Here is a 23,910-nt window from a genome sequence, read left to right on the forward strand (position 1 = left end):
GGGCAGCCAGCGCCCGGCGAACGGGTCAGACCGCCGTGCTCGGGTCGACACGGTGGTAGCCCCGGTCCTGGTAGAGCAGCGGCGACGCCTCCGGCCGGACGACCCCGTCGAGCGCGGTCAGCACGACCAGCAGGCTCCCGCCGACCGGGACGCGGTCCTCGATCCGGGCCCGGATCCAGCCGCCGACGCCGTCGAGCACCGGCTCGCCGGTCGGCAGCCGGTGCCAGGCGGTGTCGCGGAAGCGGTCGATACCGCTGGTCGCGAACCGCGCCGAGACGTCGGCCTGGTCGGCGCCGAGGAAGTTCACCACCACCGTGGCCGCCGCGTCGAGTGCGGGGCGGCTCGAGGACCGCGCGGCGACGGAGAAGGCGAGCATCGGCGGTGCCGCCGAGACGGAGATCACCGAGGTCGCCGTGAACCCCACGACCTCCTCGCCGGCGACGGTGGTGATCACCGCGACGCCGGCCGGGTGCCGGCGGAAGGCGGCCCGGAAGGTGACGTCGTCGAGCACCGGGTCCGTGGCGCCGCTGCTGGCGGGCACGCGGTCGGGAACGGTCATCGGACTCCGTCCGGGGATGGCGGTCCGGGGGTCGTCCGGGTCGGGCGACCAACGGTGGTCTGTACTGCACGGTACAGTTCGCGGCGTCATGACACTCCTGCGGACGGATGGGTGAGATGCGGGCTTCAGTGCTGCCGGGGCGAGCGGCCGAGAGCGACCTGGCCGGTCGGGGTCTGCCGACCACAGCGCGTGGCCGACGGAGCCGCGCGGTGATCGTCAGCGCCGCCGCCGAGCTGATGCACGAGCACGGGATCGCCCACACCAGTCTCGACGACGTGCTCGCGCACAGCGGGGCCGGCAAGTCGCAGCTCTACCACTACTTCGCGAACAAGCGCGAGCTGGTGGCGGCGGTGATCAGCCACCAGCTCTCGGCAGTCATCGAGGGGCAGCCGCGGCTGACCCAGCTGACCAGCTGGGGCGACTTCGACCGGTGGGCGACCGCTTTCGTCTCGCGGCACGAGGGGATCGGAGGTCCGCGCGCCTGCCGGCTCGGCCGGTTCGCCGCCGAGGTCGACGACGACCCCGAGCTGTCCGGGCTGTTGCTGGCGGCATTCGAGCAGTGGCGTGGCCACCTGCAGCGCGGCCTGGAGCACCTCCGTGACACCGGACGCCTGGATCCGGCGGCCGATCCCGAGGCGCTGTCGACCGGTCTGCTCGCCGCCCTGCAGGGCGGCATCGTGCTGGCCCGGCTGGCCGGTGACGCCGAACCACTGCGTCGCAGTCTCGCGCTGGCCCTCGACGGTCTGCGCGCCCACGCTCGGACGCCGGGCAGTCGGCGCCGAGCGGCGGGGACGGCGTGACGCGATCACGGCAGGACTGTACTGGACGGTACGGTTGTGCCCGTAATCCCTACCGGAAACATCAGCAATGTGAGACGGAGCCACGGTGAGCATCGAGTTCTTCGGGATGATCGGCACCCACGAGGTGTCGGAGACCCGGGCGCGGCAGGGCGCGTTCGTCCAGCCGGACTTCGTCCGGGCCATCAGCCGGGCCCACGAGGACGCGGGCTTCGACCGGGTGCTGATCGGCTACGGCGCGACCGGGGCTGACGGCACCCAGGTCGCCGCCTACGCCGCCGCGCACACCAGCCGGCTGGGCTTCCTCCTCGCGCACCGGCCCGGGGTCGTCTTCCCGACCCTGGCGGCGCGGACCTTTGCCACGCTCGACCAGTTCAGCGAGGGGAGAGTGGCCGTCCACCTCGTCACCGGGGGCGTACCGGCCGACCAACGGCGGGAGGGCGACTACGCCGACAAGGACAGCCGTTACGCCCGCACCGCCGAGTACATGCAGATCCTGCGCCGGAGCTGGACGAGCGCCGAGCCGTTCGACCACGACGGTCCGAGCTATCGCTTCGAAGGCTTCAGCTCCGAGGTGCGGCCGTACCGGCCCGAGGGCATCCCGCTCTACTTCGGTGGTTCCTCCGCGGCGGCCTACCGGGTCGGCGCCGAGCACGCCGACGTCTACATGCTCTGGGGCGAGCCGCTGGCCGAGACCGCCGAGCAGATCGCCACCGTCACCGCCGCGGCCGCGGCCGCCGGACGAGACCGGCCGCCGCGCTTCTCGATCTCCTTCCGGCCGATCCTCGGGGGCACCGAGGACGAGGCCTGGGCCAACGCGCACGCGGTGCTCGACACGATCACCGGCAGCAACGGCGGGCTCGGCGCCTTCGTGTCGAGCACGGCGCTGGTGGGGCAGGGGGCCGGTCGGCCCGACAGCGTCGCCTCGCAGCGGCTGCTCGCCGCAGCCGAGAAGGGGGAGCTGCACGACCGCGCGCTCTGGACGCCGACCGCCGCGGCGACCAACGCCTCGGGCAACACCACCTCGCTGGTCGGCACCGGCGAGACGATCGCCGAGGCGCTGGCCGACTACGCCGAGCTGGGCATCGACACCTTCCTGCTGCGAGGGTTCGACCCGCTGGCCGACGCCACCGCCTACGGTGAGCAGATCATTCCCCAGACCCGGGCCGCCGTGGCGCGTCGGCTGTCCCTCCAGGAGGTTCCGGCGTGACGATCCCCGACCGACCCGCTGGTCGCGGTCCGCACCAGCAGGACGACGCTCACGACCACCAGCATGATCACGATCACCATGATCATCACGACGATCACGGTCCCGATCAGGATGAGATCCCTGGCCCGGTCGACGGGGTCGACTGGTTCCACCGGCAGCTGCACCACATCCCGCCGAGCGGGCTCCGGTCCGACACCACCCAGACCACGGGGATGGCGCGGTACGAGGCGATCAGCGGCAAGAGCGTCGGGGCCGAGAACCTGTGGATGGGCGAGACGCACGTCCCTCCGTCGACCAACTCGGCCAACCACCACCACGGTCATTCCGAGACCGCGATCTACGTGGTGAGCGGCAACCCGTCGTTCGTCTTCCTCGAGGAGGAGACCGAGGAGCATCCGGCCCGCGAGGTGCGGATCGACACCCGTCCGGGGGACTACGTGTTCGTCCCGCCGTGGGTGCCGCACCGCGAGGAGAACCCGGATCCGGAGACCGAGGCGGTGGTGGTGATCGCACGGACCACGCAGGAGGCGATCGTGGTCAACCTGCCCGACCTCAGCTGGGTCGGGCCCGTGCGCACCAACGCGGGTCGTCCTCCTGTCGCCGGACCGGGCGACGCGCCCGCGTGACCGCAGCGTTCCACGCGACCGATCTGCTGGCTGCCGACCGGTTCGGACCGCAGACCCGGCCGGGCAGCCCCTGGCTGGGGGTCGCCGAGGAGGTGGCGGGCACGCTGGCCGAGGACGCCGGTGCCCGCGACGTCGCCGGCGCCCCGCCGTTCGCCGAGGTCGAGCTGCTCCGTTCGTCCGGCCTGCTGGGGTTGTGGATCCCGGCCGCGGCCGGTGGGTCCGGGACCGACCTGGCCACCACCTTCGCCGCGCTCCGCATCCTGGCCAGGGCCGACGGTTCGATCGCCCACCTGCTCGGCTACCACCTCAACTTCTGCGTCGGCACCCTCGGCGACGCCGCCCCGGAGACCGCGAACCGGTTGTGGCGAGACACCCTGCGGCACGGCTGGCTCTGGGCCAGCACCGGGAGTCCGCAGGACGCCCCGATGCGGCTCGAACCCGACGGCACCGGCTGGCGGCTGAACGGCAGCAAGACCTTTGCCACCGGGTCGCGGGTCGCCGACCGCATCGTCGGTTTCGTCCGGTCCCCGGCCGATGACCACGATCTCGTCGTCGTGCTCGACCCGTCCCGCCCGGAGCTGGTCCGGCGCGACGACTGGGACCCGATCGGTCAGCGGCTCACGGCCAGCGACGGGCTCGAGCTGCACGACTACCCGCTCGCCGCCGAGGACGTGGTGATCGACTACGGCCCCGCCGAGGTCCCGCGCGGCTGGGACCACACGCTCGGGGTGTTGTTCTCGCAGCTGCTGTTCAGCCACCTCTGCCTGGGGATGGCCGAGGGCGCGCTCGCGGTCGCCTCCGCGTACCGCCGGAGCGCGTCGCGACCGTGGTTCCACGCCGACGTCAGCGACCCCGGCCAGGACCCCTACGTCCTCGGCCTGCTGGGTGAGCTGACGGCTTCGTCGGCTGCGGTGGCCGCCCTGAACGACCGGGCGACGGCCGGCCTCTCCGCCGCCTACGACCGCGGCGCGGAGCTGACCGCCGAGCACCGGGCGGCGGTCGCCGAGCTGATCGCGGCGACCCGGATCGCCGCCAACCGGACCGCGCTCGACGTCGCGGCCCGGGTGTTCGAGCTGGCCGGAGCCCGGGCCACCGCTCGCGCGCGGCACCTCGACCTGGCCTGGCGCAACATCCGCACGCTGACGTTGCACGACCCGACCGCGTACAAGCAGCGTGAGCTGGGCGACTACGTCCTGAACGGCACCGCACCGACGCCGTCGCCGTACCGCTGAGGTCGCGCGGAACACGGCGACGGTCGAGGCGTTTTCCGTCCCGACGGCCGGGAACGCCAGGGGCCTTTCCCGGTTCCCGACGGCGACGGTCGGGTTCGGTTACCGTGACCGCGTGACAGCTCCCCCCACTGTCGTGCTGGTCGACGACTCCGACGACCTCCGCCTGCTGGTGCGCACCTTCCTCGAACGTTCCGGGCTCGAGGTCGTCGACGAGGGCGGGAACGGCCGCGAGGCGATCGCCCTGGCGCGCACCCACCGGCCGGACCTGCTGCTGCTCGACGTGTCGATGCCGGAGATGGACGGTCTCGAGGCACTGCCGCAGGTCACCGCGGCCTCGCCGCACACCCGGGTGGTCATGTTCACCGGCTTCGAGCAGCAGGGCCTGGACGACCGCGTCCGGCGGCTCGGGGCGTCCGCCCTGCTGGAGAAGTCGATGTCGATGCGTGCGCTCGCGCCGCGGCTGCTCGAGCTGCTCGGCCAACCGGCACCCGGGCGCGGGGAGCCGCGATCGTCGGCCCCGTCCGCCTCGGTCGGACGCGACGGTGACCCCGAGGGCGAAGCCGTCCTCGACGAGCACCGCGAGCGGTTCCGCGAGGTGTTCGAGGAGGCCGCCATCGGGATGGGGACGATGACCCTGGCCGGCCGGCTGGTGCGCGCCAACCGTGCCCTGGCGGAGCTGGTCGCGCTCGCCCCCGACGACCTGGTCGGCACCGCCTACCGGGACCTGGTGGTCGACGACGGCGAGCGTCCGTTCGAGGACCAGCTCGCCGCCGCCCTGGAGCGCGGCGTCGGGATGGTGCAGTTCGAGCACGGACTCCTCCGGATGCCGGCGAGCCGCCGGGTGCTGACGACCCTGGCGCCCATCCGCGACTCGTCGGGCACCCCGCTCTACCTGTTCGCCCAGCTCCAGGACGTCTCCGCGCAGCGGGCGGCGGAAGCCGCGCTGCGGCAGAGTGAGGAACGGTTCCGGCTGCTGGTCGAGGGCGTGTCGGACTACGCGATCTTCATGCTCGACCCGAGCGGCAAGGTCCAGTCCTGGAACGCCGGTGCGCAACGGATGAAGGGTTACGAGGCGCACGAGATCATCGGCCAGCACTTCCGGCGCTTCTACCCGGTCGATCTGCAGCGCGCCGGTCATCCCGAGCACGAGCTCGAGCTGGCCATCCGTGACGGCCGCTACGAGGAGGAGGGCTGGCGGGTCCGCAAGGACGGCAGCCGGTTCTACGCCAACGTGGTGATCACCGCGATCCACGACCCCAGCGGCCACCACGTCGGGTTCGCCAAGATCACCCGCGATGTGACCGAGCGGCAGCGGCTCCAGGACGAGCGCGAGAGCGCCGCGATCGCGCTCGAGCACGCGAACGCCGAGCTCGAGGCGGCCAACCAGCGGTTGGCCCGCGCCGCCGCCGACCAGGCCCAGCTGGTGGCCACCACCGCACACGAGCTGCGGACACCGATCGCGATCCTCAGCGGTGCGGTCCAGACCTTCGCCGACCAGCACGAGCTGGCCGGGGACGAGCGCGAGCAGATGCTGGCCTCGATGAGCACGAACGCGGCCCGGCTGAAGCGGTTGCTCGACGACCTGCTGACCGCCGCCCGGCTCGACGCGCAAGCCGTGGCCCTCGACCTGCGTCCGATGCCGGTGGCGCCGGTGCTGGCCCAGGCTGTCGCGGGTGCTCGGCACCGCTATCCGAGCCTGGAGCTCACGTTGGTCGAGCCCGATCCCGACCTCTGGGTGCGGGCCGACGCCGGGCGGTTCGGCCAGATCGTCGACAACCTGGTCAACAACGCCGTCAACCACGGTCGACCGCCGGTCGAGGTGTCGGCCGTCAGGGTGGGTGACGAGGTCGAGATCCGGGTCCTGGACAGCGGGCCCGGGGTGCCGACGGATCTGCGCGAGCGGCTTTTCGACCGCTACGTCACCGCGGCCCGGAGTGGCACCGGACTGGGGCTCTACATCGTCCGCGAGCTGGCCCAGGCTCACGGCGGCGACGCCCGCTACGAGCCGGGACCACCGCCCGCGTTCGTGGTGACCCTGCCGGGTGGTGGGAAGCCGTCCGAGGGGACCGTCCGCACCGACGGGGGAGACCGCCCGGCGCCCGGGTTGGACGTCCGCTCGCGGGTGTTCTGACCCCTGACAGCGACCCGCGGGCACCCGCAGCGCGCTGAGCCATCGGTCGCCGCGGTGCCGCCGGCTAGGCGGTGAGGGTGATCTTGGCCTTGGTGTCCGGCAGCTCGACGAAGGTCTGGCCGGGCGCCATCAGCAGCGGGCTGCCGTCGGCGAGGGTGAAACGGAACCGGTCGGCGATCGCGCCCTTGCGCCAGGTGCCGCGGACGGACTTCCCGCCGTGCAGGTAGACGAACGCGCCCTGGGTGTCGATCACGTCCTCGAGCGGCTCGTCGTGGCCGCCACCGCGGAAGATCTTGCCGAAGTGCTGGTGCACCTTGATCACCAAGACGTTGTCGCAGCTGACTCGGGTACCGTCGGCGAGCACGTGCGGACCCCACGGCATGCTCCGGAGGTAGCGCTTCTTGCTGGCGTCCCAGCGGTAGCCCATCCGGTAGCCATTGCCCTTGTAGGGCACCTCGAGCCCGCGGGCCGCCTGACCCTCGTCGGTGCTCGGCCGCTGCGTACCGGTCGCGAAGGGGAAGTACGGCGCCGGGGGACCGGAGCGGAACCGGGTCGTCTGCCGGGCCAGCACCTTCGGGTGGCAGATCGTCGCCCGGTCGTAGTAGGTCTGCCCGTTCAGGGTGTACACCCGCGACGGGTCGGTGCCGTAGCTGCCGGTCCCCTGGGTGGCCAGGTAGGAGAGCCCGACCTCGAGGTGCGCGCGGTGGTGCTCCGCGTAGTTGATCACCCACTTCGACCCGCCGGTGTTGCCGACGATCGCGTCCATCGGGCTGAGCAGCGGGACGTCCACCGGCCGCACCGACCGGACCGGGGCCACGCTCCCGGGCAGTTCCGAGTGGAACACCGGGACCAGCCGGGTGGAGCTGTAGCCCTGCGCGTCCAGATACCCCTCGAGCTCGACGAAGACGATGTCGGCCGCGTCGATCCCGCGCTGCGGGTGCTCCCACTGGTTGTCGGGCACCTTGACCGCCACCGCGGCGTGCCGGGCGTCCGAGGCCCGGTCGACCAGCCGACCGGTGAGCGGCCAGCGGGGCCGGGGGTCGGTCGGGGTGGGGGACGGGGTCGGTCTGGGGGTGGCCGACGGCGACCCGGTGGACCCGGTCGTCGTGGTCGGCGCGTTCGGGACCGGCGCGGTCACCGGTCTGCCCGAACAGGCCGTCAGACCCAGTCCCAGCGCTCCCACCAGCGCCGTCCGGCGGCTGACCCGAGCCATCGGCGTCCTTCCCCGACTGCCGTCGTGATCCGATCCGTCTGCCCGCGGCTCACCCTAGGCGGACGCCGGTGCCCCGACCGGGTTGCGAACCGCGTGTCGGCGTCGGGGGCGGCGGCACGCGGAACGGGGCACACTGGTGCCACGTCCGGGGTCCGTCGCGGGCCCGTCCTGGTCACGGCCCGGCGGGAAGAGAGGTCGTGCGCGTGAGTGCCGCTGGCTGGCCGGCCGCCGTCGACGTCCGCGAGGTGGCCCTCCGGGACGGGTTGCAGATCGAGCAGCCGATCAGCACCGGGGCGAAGATCGAGCTGCTCGAGGCGATCGTCGCCACCGGCGTCCGCCGGATCGAGGCGACCGCGTTCGTCTCACCGCGCGCGGTCCCGGCGATGGCCGACGCCGAGGAGGTGGCGACCCACGCCCTCGGGATCGACGGCGTCGAGTGGTCGGCGCTGGTGGCCAGCCCGGGCGGCGCGCGGCGGGCCGTCGACGCCGGGCTGCGGACGATCGAGTACGTCGTCTCCGCGGCCGACGGACACAGCCTGGCCAACGTCCGCCGCACCACCGAGGAGGCCGTCGCCGCGATCGACGAGATCGCCGCCACCGTGCACGGGGTCGGCGGCCGGCTCGAGGTGATCATCGCGACCGCCTGGGACTGCCCGTTCGACGGCCCCACCCCGATCGCGCGGACGGTGTCGGTGGCCCGGCGGGCCCGCGAGCGCGGGGCCGACCAGCTCTGCCTCGGCGACACCATCGGCACCACCAGTCCGGCCCGGGTGATCACGCTGGTGGAGGCGGTGCGGTCGGTGCTCGGTCCGGTCGACCTCGGTGCGCACTTCCACAACACCCGCGGCACCGGGATCGCCAGTGCCTGCGCCGCCCTCCAGGCCGGCGTGACGCGGCTCGACGCCTCGGTCGGCGGGCTCGGCGGGTGCCCGTTCGCCCCGGGCGCGAGCGGCAACATCGCCACCGAGGAACTGCTCTACCTGCTCGACGACGCCGGCGTGGACACCGGGCTCGACGCCGCAGCCACCCTGGCCGCCGCGGCCAGCGCGCAGCGGCTGCTCGGCCATCCGCTGGAGAGCAACCTGCTCCGTGCGGGCGGCCGGTCCCGGCCGCGCGGCCGAGCCGACTGAAGCCCGGTCACCGCCGGGCGGGAATCCGCCGGCAGGCGGGGTTCACCAGACGGGGTTCACCAGAAGGGCCTCACTAGAAGGGGTTCACCAGAAGGCGAGCCGCGGGCTGCTGCGGTCCTCGGTGGCCACCAGCACGTCGAGGGCGAGCTCGGTCATGGCGGCGCGCAACCCGGCCCGGGTCGGGTCGTCCCACAGGTTGACCAGCTCGCCCGGGTCGGTGGTCAGGTCGTAGAGCTCACCGGTCCGCGCCCGGTCGGTGGCCGGCGGCCCGTGGTGGACGATGATCTTGGTCTGCGCCGTCCTGATCATGGTGGTGTGCACCGGCGGGTCGTAGGGGTGGCCGCTGTCCCGGTAGCTGCAGGTGGCCCAGCCGCGGTGCCCGGTCGCCGTGCCGTCGGCCAGTCCGAGCAGCGACCGGCCCTGCTGTCGGGGGAGCGAGGACCCCGACAGCTCGGTGATCGTCGCGGTCAGGTCGATCCACTGGACCAAGTCCTCGACCACCGTGCCGGGTGCGATCCGGCCGGGCCAGCGGACCAGCAGCGGCACCCGCACCGCGCAGTCGTAGAGCATCGGCCCCTTGAGCAGCAGCTGGTGGTCACCGAGCAGCTCACCGTGGTCGGAGGTGAAGACCACCACCGTGTCCTGCGCCAGGCCCTGTTCGTCGAGGAGGTCGAGGATCCGGCCCACTTCGTCGTCGACCAGGCTGACCATCGCGTAGTAGTCGGCGCGGATCTCGGCGAGCTCGGCGGCGGTGTAGTCGAGGTAGCCCGGCGCGTGGCCGGCGTAGGAGGCCCGCGACGCCTCGCGCAGGATCGCCGGCTTGTCGTCGAGCTCGCCGGGCCGGGTGAGAGGCGGGGCCAGCGCGGCCGGGTCGTACCGGGCCCGGTACTCCGCGGGCGCCCCGAACGCGTGGTGCGGGTCGAAGAAGTTGGCCACCAGGAAGAACGGGCGGCCCTCGGGCCGGCCGTCGCGGAGGTACTCCACGGTCCGGTCGCCGACCCAGCGCGAGTAGTGCGCCTCGGTGGGCACCACGTCGACCGCGGTGCCGGCCACCCCGGCGGGTCCTGGTCGGCGCCGGCGGCCGTCCGGCCCGCGCCCGAACAGCCGGTCGTGCAGCACGGGGTGCGCGGTGGCCAGCCAGCGGTGGTAGGCGTTCTCGGAGCTCCCGGGATACGGGTCGTGCGCCCACTGCCAGACCCGCACGCCGGGCGGGGCGGTCTCGGTGCGGCCGCCGTCGCAGGCGTCCAGGTGCCACTTGCCGATCACGCCGCAGTCGTAGCCGACCTCGGCCAGCGCCTGCGGCAGCAGCCGGGTCCCCGGCGGCAGACCGACGCCGTTGGCCCACAGCCCGTGGGTCTGCGGATAGCAGCCGGTCATCAGCGAGGCACGCGACGGCGCGCACACCGGCGACTGGACGTAGCACCCGTCGAACCGGGCGCCCGAGGCGGCCAGCCGATCCAGGTGCGGGGTGTCGATCTCCGGATTGCCCGCCACGCCGAGCGCGTCCGCGCGCTGCTGGTCGGTGCAGATCAGCAGCACGTTCGGTCCCACGACCTCCGGACCCTACGCCGACGGCTGCTGGTGAGCGATTGACGGCGCAGGTCGACCGCGCGGTGGCAAATTACTTCAGGCTTCTGATTGTTGAAGCTTCAGGTGTGACTTATCGTTTCCGCTGGTCACAGCCTTCCGTCGGGGGAGGATGCGCCGGGCCGTCGTCGGTCACCGCTGGTCGCCGCTCGCGCACCGCGCGTCCGGGTCCCGGTACCGCTCCGTCTCGCATCCTCGGTCGCCGGAGGGGGCTGCTGTGTCGTCGGTCGGTCATCGTGCCGCCGTCCCCGTCGCGGGCCGGCTCGCGCCCTGGTGGCGGATGGCGACCCGGGCCGGGAGCACCGGCAGCTCGGCGACCCGTCGGATCGTCCGGCTGGTGGTCTGCGCGCTGGTGGCGATCGTGCTGCTGGTCGTGGTCGGAGCCTCCGCGATGGCGCTGCTCCGGCACCAGCTGGTCACCCTGGCCGACCGGATCGAACCGCAGACCCACCTCAACCGCGAGCTCGAGCAGTCGCTCACCGTCGCGCGCGACCAGGCCCGGGACTACCAGCTCACCGGCGTCGCGGGCTTCGCCGACGCCTACCGGACCGCGCGACCCGAGCTGGGCCGCCGGCTCGACGCGTTCGTCCCGGCGTTCGCCGGCGACCCCGAGCTGGCCGAGGTCGCGGCGGCCGAGCACCGGGCGGCGGTGGCCTGGCTGACCCGGTTCGGCGATCCCGCCGTGGCCGGCCCCGGCAGCGAGGACCGGACGGCCGCCTCGGCCGCCGCCTTCGAGCGGGTGGTCGCCCTCAACGACCGGCTCGAGGACCTGCTCCAGCGCCGCACCGTCGACCTGGTGGCGTCCAGTACCGCGTTGCTGGCGGGCGGGATCGTCGCCATCGCGGCCATCGCCGTGCTCGGCACGCTGCTGGTGCTGTGGCCCGGCCTCGCCGCGCTCCGGTCGATCGGGCCGCCGCTGCAGTCGTTGTACGCGACCGCGCAGGCCCAGCGGTCCGGCCGGCTCGCCGCCCGGGCCGACCCCGAGCACGGGGTGGCCGAGATCCGTGCGGTCGCCTCGGCGTTCAACGACCTCGCCGACAACAACGAGCGCAACCAGGCGCGGCTGGCCGCCGACCTGGCCAACACCCAGTTCGTCGCCCGGCTGAGCCGCCAGGTCAACCACACCCTCGACCTCGACGCCGTCATCACCCCGAGCCTGCCGCCGATCGCGGACTGGTTCGGGGCCGCCGCCGCCTGGATCCGGGTCTGGGACGGCACCGCGGACGTCCCCGGCGAAGGCATCGTCGGCTTCCACCCGCCCGAGGCGGCTCCGTCCTCACCGCTGGTATTGATCAACACCGCCCGGCACGTCGCGACCCTGGCCTGGCTGCGGGAGACCTGCCACGTGATCGACCCCGACGTGCCCCCGGACCGCGACTACCTCGCGCCCGGGGAGCACCAGGCGCTGGTCGGTCACCTGCAGCACCTCGGTCACCGGAACGTGGTGATCGCGCCGCTCGGCTCGGGTCACGACGTCCTCGGCTACCTCGCCCTGGCCCGGCCGCCGGACCGGCGGTGGAGCGCCGAGGACGTCGACGCGCTGCACCGGATCGGCCAGGTGCTCGGCCAGGCCATCGTCCACGCCCGGGTGTTCCGCCGCGAGCAGCAGCTGGTCGCCGAGCTGCAGGAGCTCGACGCCCGCAAGCAGAACTTCGTCTCGATGGTCTCGCACGAGCTGCGGACCCCGTTGGCCGCGATCGTCGGCCACCTCGAGCTGGTCCAGGGCGGCGACCTCGGTGAGGTGGCGCCGACCTTCGAGCGGTCGCTGTCGGCGATGAGCCGGAACAGCGCGCGCCTGGGCCGGCTGATCGAGGACCTGCTGGTGATCTCGCGGGTTGAGGGGTCCGACGAGAGCAGCCACCGGCTGGTCGACCTCTGCGAGCTGGCCGGTGACGTCTGCCAGATGCACGAGAACCGGGCGGCCAGCGGCGAGGTGGCGATCCGGCTGCACACCGCCGGACGGGTCGAGGTGACCGGCAACGACCAGGAGCTCGAGCGGGTCATCAGCAACCTGCTGGGCAACGCGATCAAGTTCAGCCCGCCGGGCAGCCGGATCGACGTCCAGGTCGGCCAGGTCGGCGACGACGCCGTGCTCTGCGTCCGCGACCAGGGTCTGGGCATCTCCGAGGCCGACCAGAGACAGCTGTTCGACCGCTTCTTCCGGGCCTCGAACGCGCTGGCCAGCGGCATCCCGGGGACCGGGCTCGGGCTGGCGATCACCAAGCAGATCGTCACCAAGCACCGCGGGACGATCGCCGTCAGCTCCGAGGTCGGGCGCGGCAGCACCTTCACCGTGACCCTGCCGCGGGACTTCCGGCACGCCCGCCCGCCGACCGACTGAGCGGCCCCGGTCGGAGGTCGGCGCCCGCTCCCGTCGAGCCCGGCGGGACGATTCGCGTTCCGGGCGACCGGGTGTGTATCTTTGTGCGTCGGCGCGGGACCCCTCCCGGATCCCTCGCACCAGACCTGCCCCTATAGCTCAGTCGGCAGAGCGTCTCCATGGTAAGGAGAAGGTCTGCGGTTCGATTCCGCATGGGGGCTCGGAAGTCAGGCAGCGCGACCGGTCGTCGACCGGCCGCGGACGCCAGCACTCCGGGCGGGGTAGCTCAGTTGGTGAGAGCGCACGACTCATAATCGTGAGGTCGCGGGTTCGAGTCCCGCCCCCGCTACCGGCGTCGCGGACCGTTGCCGGACCCCACCGTGGACAGCACGACACCTCGCCCTGGCGGGCGGAAGTGAGGACATCATGGCCAAGGCCTCGGACGTTCGGCCGAAGATCACCATGGCTTGCACCGAGTGCAAGTCGCGGAACTACATCACCAAGAAGAACCGTCGGAACGACCCCGACCGGCTCGAGCTCAAGAAGTTCTGCCCGCGCTGCCACAGCCACACCGCGCACCGCGAGACCCGCTGATCATCGGGGACACCCCGCACCACCCAGAGCCGTCCGCCTCGCGGGCGGCTCTGTCTGTGCTGTCCGGGCCCGGGGCGGGAGCGGCCGGCGTCCCGCTGATCGGGCTCGCCCACGGCAGCCGGCACCCCGACGCGGCCGCCTCGCTCGAGCGGCTGCTCGCGGCCGTCGCCCGGGTCGCGCCGGTACCGGTCCAGCCCGCCTACCTCGACCTGCTCGAGCCGGACCTGCCCGCGGCCGCCGCCGCCCTGGCCGCCGCCGGGCACCGCCGCGCGGTCGCCGTGCCGCTGCTGTTCACCAGCGCCTTCCATGCCACCGTCGACGTCCCGCAGAGCGCGCAGGAGGCGATCGCCGGGACCGGGCTCGACCTGCGGATCGCGCCGATCCTCGGCACCGGCGACGACGCCGCCGCGCTGCTCGACCGCGTCCTCACCGAGCTGCCCGCCGATCCCGGGGCGGAGGTGCTGCTCTACGCCGTCGGTTCGAGCGACGAGGCGGCCAACGACGCCGTCCGCGCGCTCGCCGCCCGGCTGACCGCGCTCCGCGGCGCGCCGGTCCGGGCCGCGTTCGGCACCCGCCCCCCACGCGGCGTCGAGCTGCTCGAGGCCCGGCTGGCCGATCCGCTGCGCACGCGGCCGCTGGTCGTCGTCCCGCTGTTCACTGCGCCCGGGCTGCTGCTCGACCCGATGACCGCCGCGGCCCGCGAGCACGGCGTCCCGATCACCGGGCCGCTCGAGGGGCGGCTGGCCGCCCTCGTCCTCGACCGGTACCGCCAGGCGCTCGGCTGAGCGCGCACGGCGCGCGTCGCCCGGCCCGGTAGGTTGCTGGCATGCCGATCTCCGAGGCGCACGCCGGGCGGACCTACCCGCCCACCGCGCCGTACCCGGTGAGCGCCACCAAGATCGCCGAGTTCGCCGACGCGATCGGCGAGACCGACCCGGCGCACCGGGGACCGGACGCGATCGCCCCGCCCACGTTCGTGGTGGTCGTCTCCCACCACGCCTGGGAGCAGATGTTCGACGACCCCGAGCTGGGCCTCGCGCTGCGCCGGATCGTCCACGGCGACCAGAAGTTCACCTTCCACCGCCCGGTCCGGGCCGGGGACGAGCTCGCCGCCACGGTGACCATCGACAAGGTCCGGGTCCGGGGCAGCGCCGACATCATCTCCGCCTCGCTCGAGGTGACCGCGGGCGACGAGCCCGTGTGCACGGCCGCCGCCACCTTCTTCCACTCCCGCGAGACCGCGGAGGCGAGCGCGTGAGCGTCGAGCCGGGGGACCGGCTGCCCACGCTCACCGTCCGGATCACCCGCACCGACCTGGTCCGCTACGCCGGCGCCTCGGGCGACTTCAACCCGATCCACCACTCCGACTTCTTCGCCGACCGGGTCGGGCTGCCGGGCGTGATCGCGCACGGCATGCTCACCATGGCCACCGCACTGCGGGTGGTCACCGACTGGGCCGGCGGGGCCGCCGCCGTCCGTTCCTACACCGCCCGGTTCACCAAGCCGGTGGTCGTGCCCGACGACGGGGTCGGAGCCGAGCTGGTCGTCGAGGCCACCGTGACCGCGGTCGCCGACGGCGTCGCCACCGTCGGCATCGAGGCGACCTGCGCCGGCGAGAAGGTGCTCGGGATGGCCCGCGCCGAGGTCGACCTGTCGGCCGTCGCCGGGGGCGCCGCGTGAGCACGACCAAGCTCCGGGTCGAGCAGCTCTCCGCGCACACCACGCTCAGGGTCGGCGGTCCGGCCACGCACTGGGTCGAGGCATCCACCGAGGCCGAGATCATCGAGGCGGTCCGCGCGGCCGACCGGGCCGGTGAGCCGGTGCTGATGCTCGGGGGCGGATCGAACCTGCTGGTCGGCGACCAGGGGTTCGACGGCACCGTCGTCGCGGTCACCAGCCGGGGGATCACCGCCGAGGTGAGCGGGTGCTTCGGGGCCGAGGTGACCGTGGCCGCCGGTGAGCCCTGGGACGACCTGGTCGCCCACACCGTCGCGCAGGGCTGGTCCGGGCTCGAGGCGCTGTCCGGGATCCCGGGGCTGACCGGGGCCACCCCGATCCAGAACGTCGGGGCCTACGGCGCCGAGGTCGCCCACACCCTCGCGGTCGTCCACACCTGGGACCGGGAGACCGGGGCCCGGGCCCGGTTCGCCGCCGCCGACTGCAGGTTCGGCTACCGGACGTCGCGGTTCAAGCAGCAACCCGGGCGCTACGTCGTGCTCTCGGTGACCTTCCAGCTGCCGCTCGCCGACCTGTCGGCGCCGGTCCGCTACGCCCAGCTCGCCGACACGCTCGGGGTCGCCGTCGGCAAGCGGGTGCCCGCCGCCGAGGTGCGCGCCGCCGTCCTCGCGCTCCGGCGGAGCAAGGGGATGGTCCTCGACGCCGACGACCCCGACACCTGGAGCGCGGGGTCGTTCTTCACCAACCCGGTGCTGACCGCCGACCGGGCCGAGCTGCTGCCGCCGGAGGCGCCGCGCTTCCCCCAGCCCGACGGCAGCGTCAAGACCAGTGCGGCCTGGCTGATTGAGCACGCCGGCTTCGGCCGCGGCTACGGCATGCCGCCGGCCACGCTGTCGACCAAGCACACGCTCGCCCTGACCAACCGCGGTGGTGCCCGTGCCGCGGACCTGTTGACCCTGGCCCGGTGCGTCCGCACCGGGGTGGCCGACGCGTTCGGGGTCACCCTCGAACCCGAGCCCGTGCTGGTCGGCTGCGCCCTCTGAGGGCGCACCGCCTGCACGCCCCGCACGCCCGCCGGCGGCCAGCGCCGGCCGACCCGTCCGAACCGATCCGCTGATCCGACTGGAGTGACCCGTGCCCACTGCCGACCGTCTGCCGCTGAGCGTCTGGGCCCCGCGGGCCGAGCGCGTCCGCCTGCTCGCCGGGGGCCGCGAGCTGTCGATGCGCCCCGGCGTCGGACCCGACGACGGCCCGTCCGACCGTCCCGAGGACGAGGGCTGGTGGGTGCCGGCCGAGCCGCTGCCCGCCGACCTCGGCGACGAGTTCGACTACGGCTACCTGCTCGACGACGAGACCGAACCGACCCCGGACCCGCGGTCGCGCTGGCAGCCCGAGGGCGTCCACGGGCTCTCGCGGACCTTCGACCCGTCCCGGTACGCCTGGAGCGACGGGCTGTGGAAGGGCCGCCAGCTGCCCGGCGGCGTGATCTACGAGATGCACGTCGGCACCTTCACCCCGGAGGGGACGCTCGACTCGGCGATCGAGCGGCTCGACCACCTGGCCGAGCTCGGCATCGACTTCGTCGAGCTGCTGCCGGTCAACGCCTACAACGGCGAGCACGGCTGGGGCTACGACGGCGTGCTCTGGTACGCCGTGCACCACAGCTACGGCGGGCCCGCGGCCTACCAGCGGTTCGTCGACGCCTGCCACCAGCGCGGCCTCGGGGTGATCCAGGACGTCGTCTACAACCACCTCGGGCCGAGCGGCAACTACCTGCCGAAGTTCGCGCCCTACTTCTCCGAGGGCGGCCAGAACACCTGGGGCGACTCGATCAACCTCGACGGCGAGGAGTCCGACGAGGTCCGCCGCTACATCATCGAGAACGCGCACATGTGGCTGCGCGACTACCACGTCGACGGGCTCCGGCTCGACGCCGTGCACGCGCTGCTCGACACCCGGGCCATCCACGTGCTCGAGGAGCTGGCCATCGAGACCGAGGCCCTGAGCACCTTCCTCGGCCGCCCGCTCACCCTGATCGCCGAGTCGGACCTCAACGACCCGCGGCTGATCACCAGCCGCGAGGGCGGCGGCTACGGGCTCAACGCCCAGTGGAGCGACGACTTCCACCACGCGCTCTACGTCAGCCTGACCGGCGACACCTCCGGTTACTACGCCGACTTCGAGAGCCTGGCCGCGCTGGGCAAGGTCTTCGAGTCCGGCTTCTTCCACGACGGCACCCGGTCGAGCTTCCGCGGCCGCGGTCACGGGATGAAGATCGACACCCTGCGCACCCCGACCTGGCGGCTGGTGGTCTGCCAGGACAACCACGACCAGATCGGCAACCGCGCCGACGGCCAGCGGCTCAGCGGCAAGCTCGACCACCAGCAGCTCCGGCTGGCCGCGCTGGTCACGCTGCTCAGCCCGTTCACCCCGATGATCTTCATGGGGGAGGAGTGGGGCGCGGCGACGCCCTGGCAGTTCTTCACCAGCCACCCGGAGCCCGAGCTGGCCGAGGCGGTGGCCAAGGGCCGGCTCGAGGAGTTCGCCCAGATGGACTGGGACCCCGAGGCGGTCGCCGACCCGCAGGACCCGGAGACGTTCGCCCGGTCGAAGCTGGACTGGTCCGAGCTCGACCGAGCCGAGCACGCCGAGCTGCTGGCCTTCAACCGCGAGCTGCTCCGGCTCCGGCGTCGGTACCCCGACATCAGCGACCCGCGCTTCGACCGGGCCCTGGCCAGCGCGGACGACGAACACGACTGGCTGGTGATCGAGCGGGGCGAGATCATCATCGCGGTCAACTTCAGCGGCGAGCCGGCCGAGCTCGAGGTGCCGGAGGTGCAGCAGGTGCTGCTCACCGTCGGCGGGGTCGAGGTCGACGGCGGCGCCTTCACCCTGCCGCCGCACGGCGCGCTGGTGGCCCGGATCGACCTGCAGGACCGCGAGCGTCCCGGCCCGATCTGATCAGCCCGCGGCGGGAGCGGCGAGCGCCATGGCATAGCGTCCCCGCCATGAGCGCTCCCGCCACCGCCCGCGCCGTCCTCGACCTCGACGTCCCCGGGCCGGTGCTCAGCAGGCACCTCTACGGGCACTTCGCCGAGCACCTGGGCGGCTGCATCTACGGCGGCTTCTACGTCGGCCCGGAGTCCGAGATCCCCAACCAGGACGGGATCCGGCTCGACGTGGTGGAGGCGCTCCGCGAGCTCGGCATCCCCAACCTGCGGTGGCCGGGCGGCTGCTTCGCCGACGAGTACCACTGGAAGGACGGCGTCGGTCCGAAGCAGGACCGGCCCCGCATGATCAACACCCACTGGGGTGACGTCGAGGAGAACAACCACTTCGGCACCCACGAGTTCATGGCGCTCTGCGAGCTGTTGGGCGCCGATCCCTACATCACCGGCAACCTGGGCAGCGGGACGGTCGCCGAGATGAGCGAGTGGGTGGAGTACCTGACCCGCGACGGCGACAGCCCGATGGTCCGGGCCCGCCGCGCCAACGGCCGCGAGGATCCCTGGCGGGTGCCGTTCTGGGGGCTGGGCAACGAGTCCTGGGGGTGCGGCGGCAACCAGCGCGCCGAGGCCTACGCCGACCTGGCCCGCCAGTACGCGACCTACTGCCGCGACCACGGCGACAACCGGCTGTACAAGATCGCCGTCGGTCCCGACCAGGACGACTACCACTGGACCGAGACGCTGATGAAGGCGGTCGGGACGCTCGGCTGCTCACGGAACCCGCGCGGCTACTTCCAGGCCATCGCGCTGCACATGTACACGGTGCTCGGCAGCTGGGAGCACAAGGGCAGCGCCACCGCGTTCGACACCGACGACTACTACGCCACGCTGGTCAGGGCCGCCCGGATGGACGAGCTGATCACCCGGCACAGCTCGATCATGGACTGCTACGACCCCGGCCGCCAGGTCGGTCTGGTGGTCGACGAGTGGGGCACCTGGTGGGACGTCGAGCCCGGCACCAACCCGGGTTTCCTGTACCAGCAGAACACCCTGCGCGACGCCCTGGTCGCCGGGCTGCACTTCGACATCTTCCACGCCCACGCCGAGCGGGTGGTGATGGCCAACATCGCGCAGACGGTCAACGTGCTCCAGGCGATGCTGCTCACCGACCCCGCGACCAACGCCCTGGTCCGGACGCCGACCTTCCACGTGTTCGCGATGAACCGCGGCCACCACGACGCCACCCGGCTGCGGACCGCGCTGGTCGAGGGCCCGGACGCCCGCCCGGTGGGGGAGGGCAGCCTCGACCTGGTCTCGCTGTCGGCCAGCCGCAAGGACGGCACCGCCCTGGTGTCGGTCAGCAACCTCGACGCAGACCGCGAGCTCGAGCTGGTCCTCGACGTCCGCGGCGGCGCGGTCGCCGGTCACACGGCCCGGGTGCTCACCGCGCCGACCCTGCAGACCCACAACACCGCCGAGCAGCCCGACGCCGTCGCCCCCACCGAGCTGACCACGGTCACCGACGATCCCCGCGGGCTGCGGGTCACCCTGCCCGCCCACTCCTTCGCCACCGTCTCCCTGACCCTGGCCTGACCACCCCACCCCCGTGCCCTGAGCCTGTCGAAGGGCGGGTAGGGCGCGCTTCGACAAGCTCAGCGCACGGATGCGCTTGCTCGCCCACGGTGCCCTGAGCCTGTCGAAGGGCGTCCCCATCCACGGTGCCCTGAGTCGACCCACCCGGTGCCCTGAGCCTGTCGAAGGGCAGGTAGGGGCGCGCTTCGACAGGCTCAGCGCACGGATGCGCTTCGACAAGCTCAGCGCACGGTGCGCCCCAGCTACGGCGCCCTGAGCCTGTCGAAGGGCGGGAAGAGCGCGCTTCGACAAGCTCAGCGCACGGAGGCTGGGACCAGCTCAGCGCAGGGATGCGCGCGGGGCTCAGCTCTCGCGGATCTCGATGGCGCGCTTGAGGATCTTGCCGGTCGGGCCCTTGGGCAGCTCGCCGAAGCGCACCACCCGCGGGTACTTGTAGGCGGCGATCCGGTCCCGGACGTAGTCACGGATCTCGTCCTCGGTGACCGCGGCGCCGGGACGCAGGGTGACCAGCGCGGCGATCTCCTCGCCGTGCACCGGGTGCGGGATGCCCAGCACCGCCGCCTCGACCACGTCGGGGTGCGCGTAGAGCACCTCCTCGACCTCGCGGGGGTACACGTTGAAGCCGTTGCGGATGATCATGTCCTTCTTGCGGTCGACGATGAAGAAGAAGCCGTCCTCGTCGCGCCGGGCCAGGTCGCCGCTGTGGAACCAGCCGTCGCGGATCGCCTCCGCGGTCGCCTCGGGTCGGCCCCAGTAGCCCTTCATCACGTTCTCGCCCCGGATTACGATCTCGCCGATCTCGCCGTCGGGGACCTCGTGGTCCTCGGCGTCGACGACCCGCATCTCCACCCCGCGCACCGGCACCCCGATCGAGCCGGCCTTGGTCGGCCGGTCCGGGTGGTTGAAGGAGGCCACCGGCGAGGTCTCGCTGAGCCCGTAGCCCTCGAGCAGCAGCACGTCGAAGGTCTTCTCGATCCCGTGCAGCACCTCGACCGGCAGCGAGGCCCCGCCGGAGGCGCAGATCTTCAGGCTCGAGGTGTCGAACCGCTGCGGGTCGGGCACGTGCAGCAGCGCGATGTACATCGTCGGCACGCCGAGGAAGACCGTCACCCGGTCGCGCTCGACGATCCGCAGCGCCTCCTCGCCGTCGAACTTCGGCAGCAGCGTCAGGCAGGCGCCGGCGAAGACCGCCGAGTTGAGCCCACAGGTCTGGCCGAAGACGTGGAACAACGGCAGCCCGCCGAACAGGACGTCGCCCGGCGCGGTGGTCATCAGCGTCTCGACGTTGGTCCGGACGTTGCTGCTGAGGTTGGCGTGGGTCAGCTCGGCGCCCTTGGGCTGGCCGGTGGTGCCCGAGGTGTAGAGGATCACCGCGGTGTCGTCGTCGGACCGCGGCTCGACCACGGTGACCGGCTCCTGCCGGCCGAGCTCGGCCTCGAAGGTGGCCGGGTCGATGACGATCACGTCGGTCCCGGTGTCGGCCGCCGCCTTGGCCGCCTCCTCGGCGAACATCCCGAAGACCACCGCGACCTTCGCTCCGGAGTCCCGCCAGGTGTAGGCGATCTCGCCCGCCTTGAGCAGCGGGTTCATCGGCACCACGATCGCGCCGAGACGGAGCGCGGCGTAGTAGACGATCGGGAAGTGCACGACGTTGGGGATGATCACCGCCACCCGGTCGCCGGCCCGGATCCCGTGCGCCACCAGCAGCCCGGCGGCGCGTGCCGCGGCCGCGTCGAGCGCGGCATAGCTCAGCGTCACGTCGCCCTGGCGGATCGCGGGGTGGTCGGCGAGGTCGGCGGCGTGGCCGCGCAGCCACTCGGCGATGTTGGCCGAAGCGGGCGCTGTGGCCGCAGCATCCTCGATCTCGGGATCGGTGGGCCGGGCAGACGACAGTGTCATGGCCCGAGGGTAGAACCCCGTTCCACCCCCTGTCAGCCGGTCGCGCGCGCCGACCCGGCGCGCCCGTCCGGCCCCTGGCAGCGGGCTGTTCGGCAGTTCGGCCGCCGGGTCGGTCCCGTTACGCTGGCCCCGTGCTCTCCGAACTCTCCCGCGACCAGCTGACCGAGCTGCACGGCTCGCTCCGGGCCGGCTACGACGAGCTCCGCGGCCGGGGTCTGAGCCTCGACCTGACCCGCGGCAAGCCGAGCGCGCAGCAGCTCGACCTGAGCAACGGGCTGCTCGAGCTCCCAGGCCCCGGGGTCTACCGCGACGCCGCGGGCACCGACCTGCGCAACTACGGCGGGCTCACCGGGCTGCCCGAGCTGCGGGCCATCTTCGGCGAGCTGCTCAACCTCGACCCCGGCCTGCTGGTCGCGGCCAACAACTCGAGCCTCGCGGTGATGCACGACAGCCTCGTGTTCAGCCTGCTGCATGGCCCGGTCGGCGCCGAGCGGCCGTGGAAGGACCAGCCGGTCACCTTCCTGTGCCCGACCCCGGGCTACGACCGGCACTTCGCGCTGACCGACAGCCTGGGCATCCGGATGGTGCCGGTCGGCATCGGCCCGGACGGCCCGGACGTCGACGAGATCGCCCGCCTGGTGGCCGACGACCCCAGCGTCAAGGGGCTGTGGGCCGTCCCGACCTACGCCAACCCGACCGGCGCCGTCTACACCCCGGAGGTGGTCCGGGCCCTGGTCTCGATGCCCACCGCGGCACCCGACTTCCGGATCCTCTGGGACAACGCCTACGCGCTGCACCACCTGACCGACCGGGAGATCACCCCGGTCGACGTGCTCGGGCTGGCCGCCGAGGCCGGCCACCCGGACCGGGTGTTCGGGTACGCGTCGACCTCGAAGATCACCTTCGCCGGCGGCGGGGTGGCCTTCTTCGCCGCCTCGAAGGCCAACCTCGACTGGTACCTGGCCCACCTGGGCAAGCGCACCATCGGCCCGGACAAGATCAACCAGCTGCGCCACGTGCTCTTCTTCGGCGACGCCGAGGGCGTCCGGTCGCTGATGCGCCGGCACCGCGGCCTGATCGCGGAGAAGTTCGCGGTGGTCGACCGGGTGCTGTCGGAGCGGCTCGGTGAGCACGGGGTGGCCCACTGGACCGAGCCCGAGGGCGGCTACTTCATCAGTCTCGACGTGGCCGACCACACCGCCACCCGGGTGGTGGCGCTGTGCAAGGAGGCCGGGATCGCGATGACGCCGGCCGGCTCGGCGTTCCCCTACGGCCGGGACCCGCGGGACCGGAACATCCGGATCGCCCCGACCTTCCCGCCGCTCGACCAGGTCGCCGCGGCGATCGACGGGCTGGCCACCTGCGTGCTGCTGGCTGCGGTCGAGGCCCGGCTGGCGGGCGACGGTCAGGACGCCGGCAGCGACCGCGAGGAGGTCGTCGGCTCGACCTCCCGGTGACGGTCGGTTCGACGCAGGTGGGTCGTCTGCGTACAATCGAATGCTTGGTGGCACCACCACGGCTGGGCCGCGCCCGCGATCCGGGCTCGGGCGGCCGCAGGAGTGGCACCGAAGGGCAATAGCTCAACTGGCAGAGCATCGGTCTCCAAAACCGAAGGTTGGGGGTTCAAGTCCCTCTTGCCCTGCAGGAACCGGACGGGTGCCGTCCGGGCCGGAGTTCGACGAGCGAGACGGGATGCAGCACAGCCGGTCTCGACCGAGGTGACAGGAAAGGTCAGCGTGGCAGACAGGGACGAGCGGGAGTCGGCGGACGAGTCGACGCCTGCTCACCAGCCCGAGCAGCCGACCGACCGCTCCGACGAGGAGGCCCTCGCCGAGCACGTGGCGCCCGACGACGCGCGCGAGCCGACCGTGGAGGAGCTCGAGCAGCTGCTCCAGGCCGACGACAGCGGGGCCGATGACACCGGTGACGGCCGGGTCCGCGACGCCGACGCGAGCGACCCCGACGACGGCTCCGGGGACGACTCGGGGGACGACCTGGTCAGCGTGGGGGCCGCTCCGGCGGGCCGCACCCGGTCGGCGTCCGCGGAGGGCGACACCGCCCGCACCGAGGACGGCGGCGCCGGCAAGGCCCGCGGCAAGAAGGACAAGGCGACCCCTCGGCAGAAGCGCGAGGTGGAGAAGCGCAAGCGGACCACCCCGGTCTCCTTCACCAAGGAGGCGGTCGGCGAGCTGCGCAAGGTCGTCTACCCGACCGGCTCGCAGCTCGGCAACTACTTCGTCGTGGTGCTGGTCTTCGTCCTCGTCATCGTGGCCTTCGTCTACCTGCTCGACCTGGGCTTCGGGTGGGCGATCGTGAAGATCTTCGGGTAGGCCGGAGCACACGACGCCGACCGGCTCCGGCCGGTCCGGGTGGCGCCGATGACGCCCTGGAAGA

The 23,910-nt window shown here is 72.9% G+C and carries 20 protein-coding genes and 3 tRNA genes; 19 read left to right on the forward strand and 4 right to left on the reverse strand.

All coding sequences use genetic code 11. The annotated features are described in order from the left end of the window. Positions 1-25: 25 nt before the first annotated feature. The gene (locus FHX74_RS03130) at positions 26-559 is read right to left on the reverse strand and encodes a flavin reductase family protein (RefSeq protein ID WP_182558592.1); all 534 of its coding nucleotides are present in this window, start codon (positions 557-559) and stop codon (positions 26-28) included. A 209-nt stretch (positions 560-768) separates the two neighbouring features. Here FHX74_RS03130 and FHX74_RS03135 point away from each other — a divergent pair, with 209 nt between their 5' ends. From FHX74_RS03135 to FHX74_RS03155, 5 genes are all read left to right on the forward strand, one after another. Beyond that, positions 769-1,359: a TetR/AcrR family transcriptional regulator gene (locus FHX74_RS03135; protein WP_220483400.1), complete on the forward strand. Its 591-nt coding sequence runs from the start codon at positions 769-771 to the stop codon at positions 1,357-1,359. An 85-nt stretch (positions 1,360-1,444) separates the two neighbouring features. Further along, complete coding sequence (locus FHX74_RS03140) at positions 1,445-2,566, forward strand: LLM class flavin-dependent oxidoreductase (RefSeq protein WP_182558594.1); 1,122 nt, start codon at positions 1,445-1,447, stop codon at positions 2,564-2,566. Further along, positions 2,563-3,192, forward strand: a complete 630-nt coding sequence (locus FHX74_RS20905) for a cupin domain-containing protein (RefSeq protein ID WP_328823585.1) — start codon at positions 2,563-2,565, stop codon at positions 3,190-3,192. The genes FHX74_RS03140 and FHX74_RS20905 overlap by 4 nt, the downstream gene beginning before the upstream one ends. After that, positions 3,189-4,424 carry an acyl-CoA dehydrogenase family protein gene (locus FHX74_RS03150; RefSeq protein ID WP_182558595.1) on the forward strand — a complete coding sequence of 412 codons (1,236 nt, stop codon included), beginning with the start codon at positions 3,189-3,191 and terminating at the stop codon, positions 4,422-4,424. Before FHX74_RS20905 ends, FHX74_RS03150 begins: the two co-directional genes overlap by 4 nt. A 112-nt stretch (positions 4,425-4,536) precedes the next feature. Continuing rightward, positions 4,537-6,555 (forward strand): hybrid sensor histidine kinase/response regulator, encoded by a 2,019-nt coding sequence (locus FHX74_RS03155; RefSeq protein WP_182558596.1) that lies wholly within the window; start codon positions 4,537-4,539, stop codon positions 6,553-6,555. A gap of 64 nt (positions 6,556-6,619) precedes the next feature. Here the strand turns inward: FHX74_RS03155 and FHX74_RS03160 are convergent, their stop codons facing one another. Further along, positions 6,620-7,693, reverse strand: coding sequence for a DUF3048 domain-containing protein (locus tag FHX74_RS03160; RefSeq protein WP_182558597.1), 1,074 nt, complete (start codon positions 7,691-7,693; stop codon positions 6,620-6,622). A gap of 278 nt (positions 7,694-7,971) precedes the next feature. Here FHX74_RS03160 and FHX74_RS03165 point away from each other — a divergent pair, with 278 nt between their 5' ends. Then, positions 7,972-8,898, forward strand: coding sequence for a hydroxymethylglutaryl-CoA lyase (locus tag FHX74_RS03165; protein WP_182558598.1), 927 nt, complete (start codon positions 7,972-7,974; stop codon positions 8,896-8,898). An 84-nt stretch (positions 8,899-8,982) separates the two neighbouring features. Here FHX74_RS03165 and FHX74_RS03170 read toward each other — a convergent pair whose 3' ends face one another. Further along, positions 8,983-10,449: a sulfatase family protein gene (locus tag FHX74_RS03170; RefSeq protein ID WP_182558599.1), complete on the reverse strand. Its 1,467-nt coding sequence runs from the start codon at positions 10,447-10,449 to the stop codon at positions 8,983-8,985. A gap of 316 nt (positions 10,450-10,765) precedes the next feature. Here FHX74_RS03170 and FHX74_RS03175 point away from each other — a divergent pair, with 316 nt between their 5' ends. From FHX74_RS03175 to FHX74_RS03220, 10 genes are all read left to right on the forward strand, one after another. Continuing rightward, the gene (locus FHX74_RS03175; protein WP_182558600.1) at positions 10,766-12,826 is read left to right on the forward strand and encodes an ATP-binding protein; all 2,061 of its coding nucleotides are present in this window, start codon (positions 10,766-10,768) and stop codon (positions 12,824-12,826) included. Positions 12,827-12,953: 127 nt separating this feature from the next. Then, positions 12,954-13,026: transfer RNA gene (locus tag FHX74_RS03180), tRNA-Thr, on the forward strand. 54 nt (positions 13,027-13,080) lie between these two features. Next, positions 13,081-13,154, forward strand: a tRNA-Met gene (locus FHX74_RS03185). Positions 13,155-13,231: 77 nt separating this feature from the next. Beyond that, positions 13,232-13,399 (forward strand): 50S ribosomal protein L33, encoded by a 168-nt coding sequence (gene rpmG, locus FHX74_RS03190; protein WP_182558601.1) that lies wholly within the window; start codon positions 13,232-13,234, stop codon positions 13,397-13,399. Between the two features lie 56 nt (positions 13,400-13,455). Next, on the forward strand, positions 13,456-14,184 hold the full coding sequence (locus tag FHX74_RS03195; RefSeq protein ID WP_182558602.1) for a sirohydrochlorin chelatase: 729 nt from the start codon (positions 13,456-13,458) through the stop codon (positions 14,182-14,184). Positions 14,185-14,225: 41 nt separating this feature from the next. After that, positions 14,226-14,657, forward strand: a complete 432-nt coding sequence (locus tag FHX74_RS03200; RefSeq protein ID WP_182558603.1) for an FAS1-like dehydratase domain-containing protein — start codon at positions 14,226-14,228, stop codon at positions 14,655-14,657. Beyond that, the gene (locus FHX74_RS03205; protein ID WP_328823586.1) at positions 14,654-15,079 is read left to right on the forward strand and encodes a MaoC/PaaZ C-terminal domain-containing protein; all 426 of its coding nucleotides are present in this window, start codon (positions 14,654-14,656) and stop codon (positions 15,077-15,079) included. The genes FHX74_RS03200 and FHX74_RS03205 overlap by 4 nt, the downstream gene beginning before the upstream one ends. Continuing rightward, a complete protein-coding gene (locus FHX74_RS03210; protein ID WP_182558604.1) occupies positions 15,076-16,119 on the forward strand; it encodes a UDP-N-acetylmuramate dehydrogenase in 1,044 nt (347 codons plus the stop codon). The genes FHX74_RS03205 and FHX74_RS03210 overlap by 4 nt, the downstream gene beginning before the upstream one ends. Positions 16,120-16,210: 91 nt before the next feature. Then, positions 16,211-18,037, forward strand: a complete 1,827-nt coding sequence (gene treZ, locus FHX74_RS03215) for a malto-oligosyltrehalose trehalohydrolase (protein WP_182558605.1) — start codon at positions 16,211-16,213, stop codon at positions 18,035-18,037. 47 nt (positions 18,038-18,084) lie between these two features. After that, positions 18,085-19,617 (forward strand): alpha-N-arabinofuranosidase, encoded by a 1,533-nt coding sequence (locus FHX74_RS03220; protein WP_182558606.1) that lies wholly within the window; start codon positions 18,085-18,087, stop codon positions 19,615-19,617. A gap of 342 nt (positions 19,618-19,959) precedes the next feature. On the opposite strand, the gene FHX74_RS03225 is transcribed toward FHX74_RS03220, so the two are convergent. Further along, positions 19,960-21,516 carry a long-chain-fatty-acid--CoA ligase gene (locus tag FHX74_RS03225; protein WP_182558607.1) on the reverse strand — a complete coding sequence of 519 codons (1,557 nt, stop codon included), beginning with the start codon at positions 21,514-21,516 and terminating at the stop codon, positions 19,960-19,962. Between the two features lie 131 nt (positions 21,517-21,647). Here FHX74_RS03225 and FHX74_RS03230 point away from each other — a divergent pair, with 131 nt between their 5' ends. The 3 genes from FHX74_RS03230 (at position 21,648) to secE (ending at position 23,846) form a co-directional block, all read left to right on the forward strand. Continuing rightward, positions 21,648-22,973, forward strand: coding sequence for an aminotransferase class I/II-fold pyridoxal phosphate-dependent enzyme (locus FHX74_RS03230; RefSeq protein WP_182558608.1), 1,326 nt, complete (start codon positions 21,648-21,650; stop codon positions 22,971-22,973). Positions 22,974-23,085: 112 nt separating this feature from the next. Beyond that, positions 23,086-23,158: transfer RNA gene (locus tag FHX74_RS03235), tRNA-Trp, on the forward strand. A gap of 94 nt (positions 23,159-23,252) precedes the next feature. Beyond that, entirely contained in the window at positions 23,253-23,846 is a 594-nt protein-coding gene (secE, locus tag FHX74_RS03240; RefSeq protein ID WP_182558609.1) for a preprotein translocase subunit SecE, read from the forward strand. Positions 23,847-23,910: the final 64 nt, after the last annotated feature.

Source organism: Microlunatus kandeliicorticis, from assembly GCF_014137855.1.
Classification (GTDB): Bacteria; Actinomycetota; Actinomycetes; order Propionibacteriales; family Propionibacteriaceae; genus Microlunatus; species Microlunatus kandeliicorticis.

What these genes read in the sequence shown, in the direction of transcription:
- FHX74_RS03130 (WP_182558592.1), bottom strand. Translation starts at nt 559, where the DNA reads ATGACCGTTCCCGACCGCGTGCCCGCCAGCAGCGGCGCCACGGACCCG.
- FHX74_RS03175 (WP_182558600.1), top strand. Translation starts at nt 10,766, where the DNA reads ATGGCGACCCGGGCCGGGAGCACCGGCAGCTCGGCGACCCGTCGGATC.
- rpmG (WP_182558601.1), top strand. Translation starts at nt 13,232, where the DNA reads ATGGCCAAGGCCTCGGACGTTCGGCCGAAGATCACCATGGCTTGCACC.
- FHX74_RS03200 (WP_182558603.1), top strand. Translation starts at nt 14,226, where the DNA reads ATGCCGATCTCCGAGGCGCACGCCGGGCGGACCTACCCGCCCACCGCG.
- FHX74_RS03220 (WP_182558606.1), top strand. Translation starts at nt 18,085, where the DNA reads ATGAGCGCTCCCGCCACCGCCCGCGCCGTCCTCGACCTCGACGTCCCC.
- FHX74_RS03225 (WP_182558607.1), bottom strand. Translation starts at nt 21,516, where the DNA reads ATGACACTGTCGTCTGCCCGGCCCACCGATCCCGAGATCGAGGATGCT.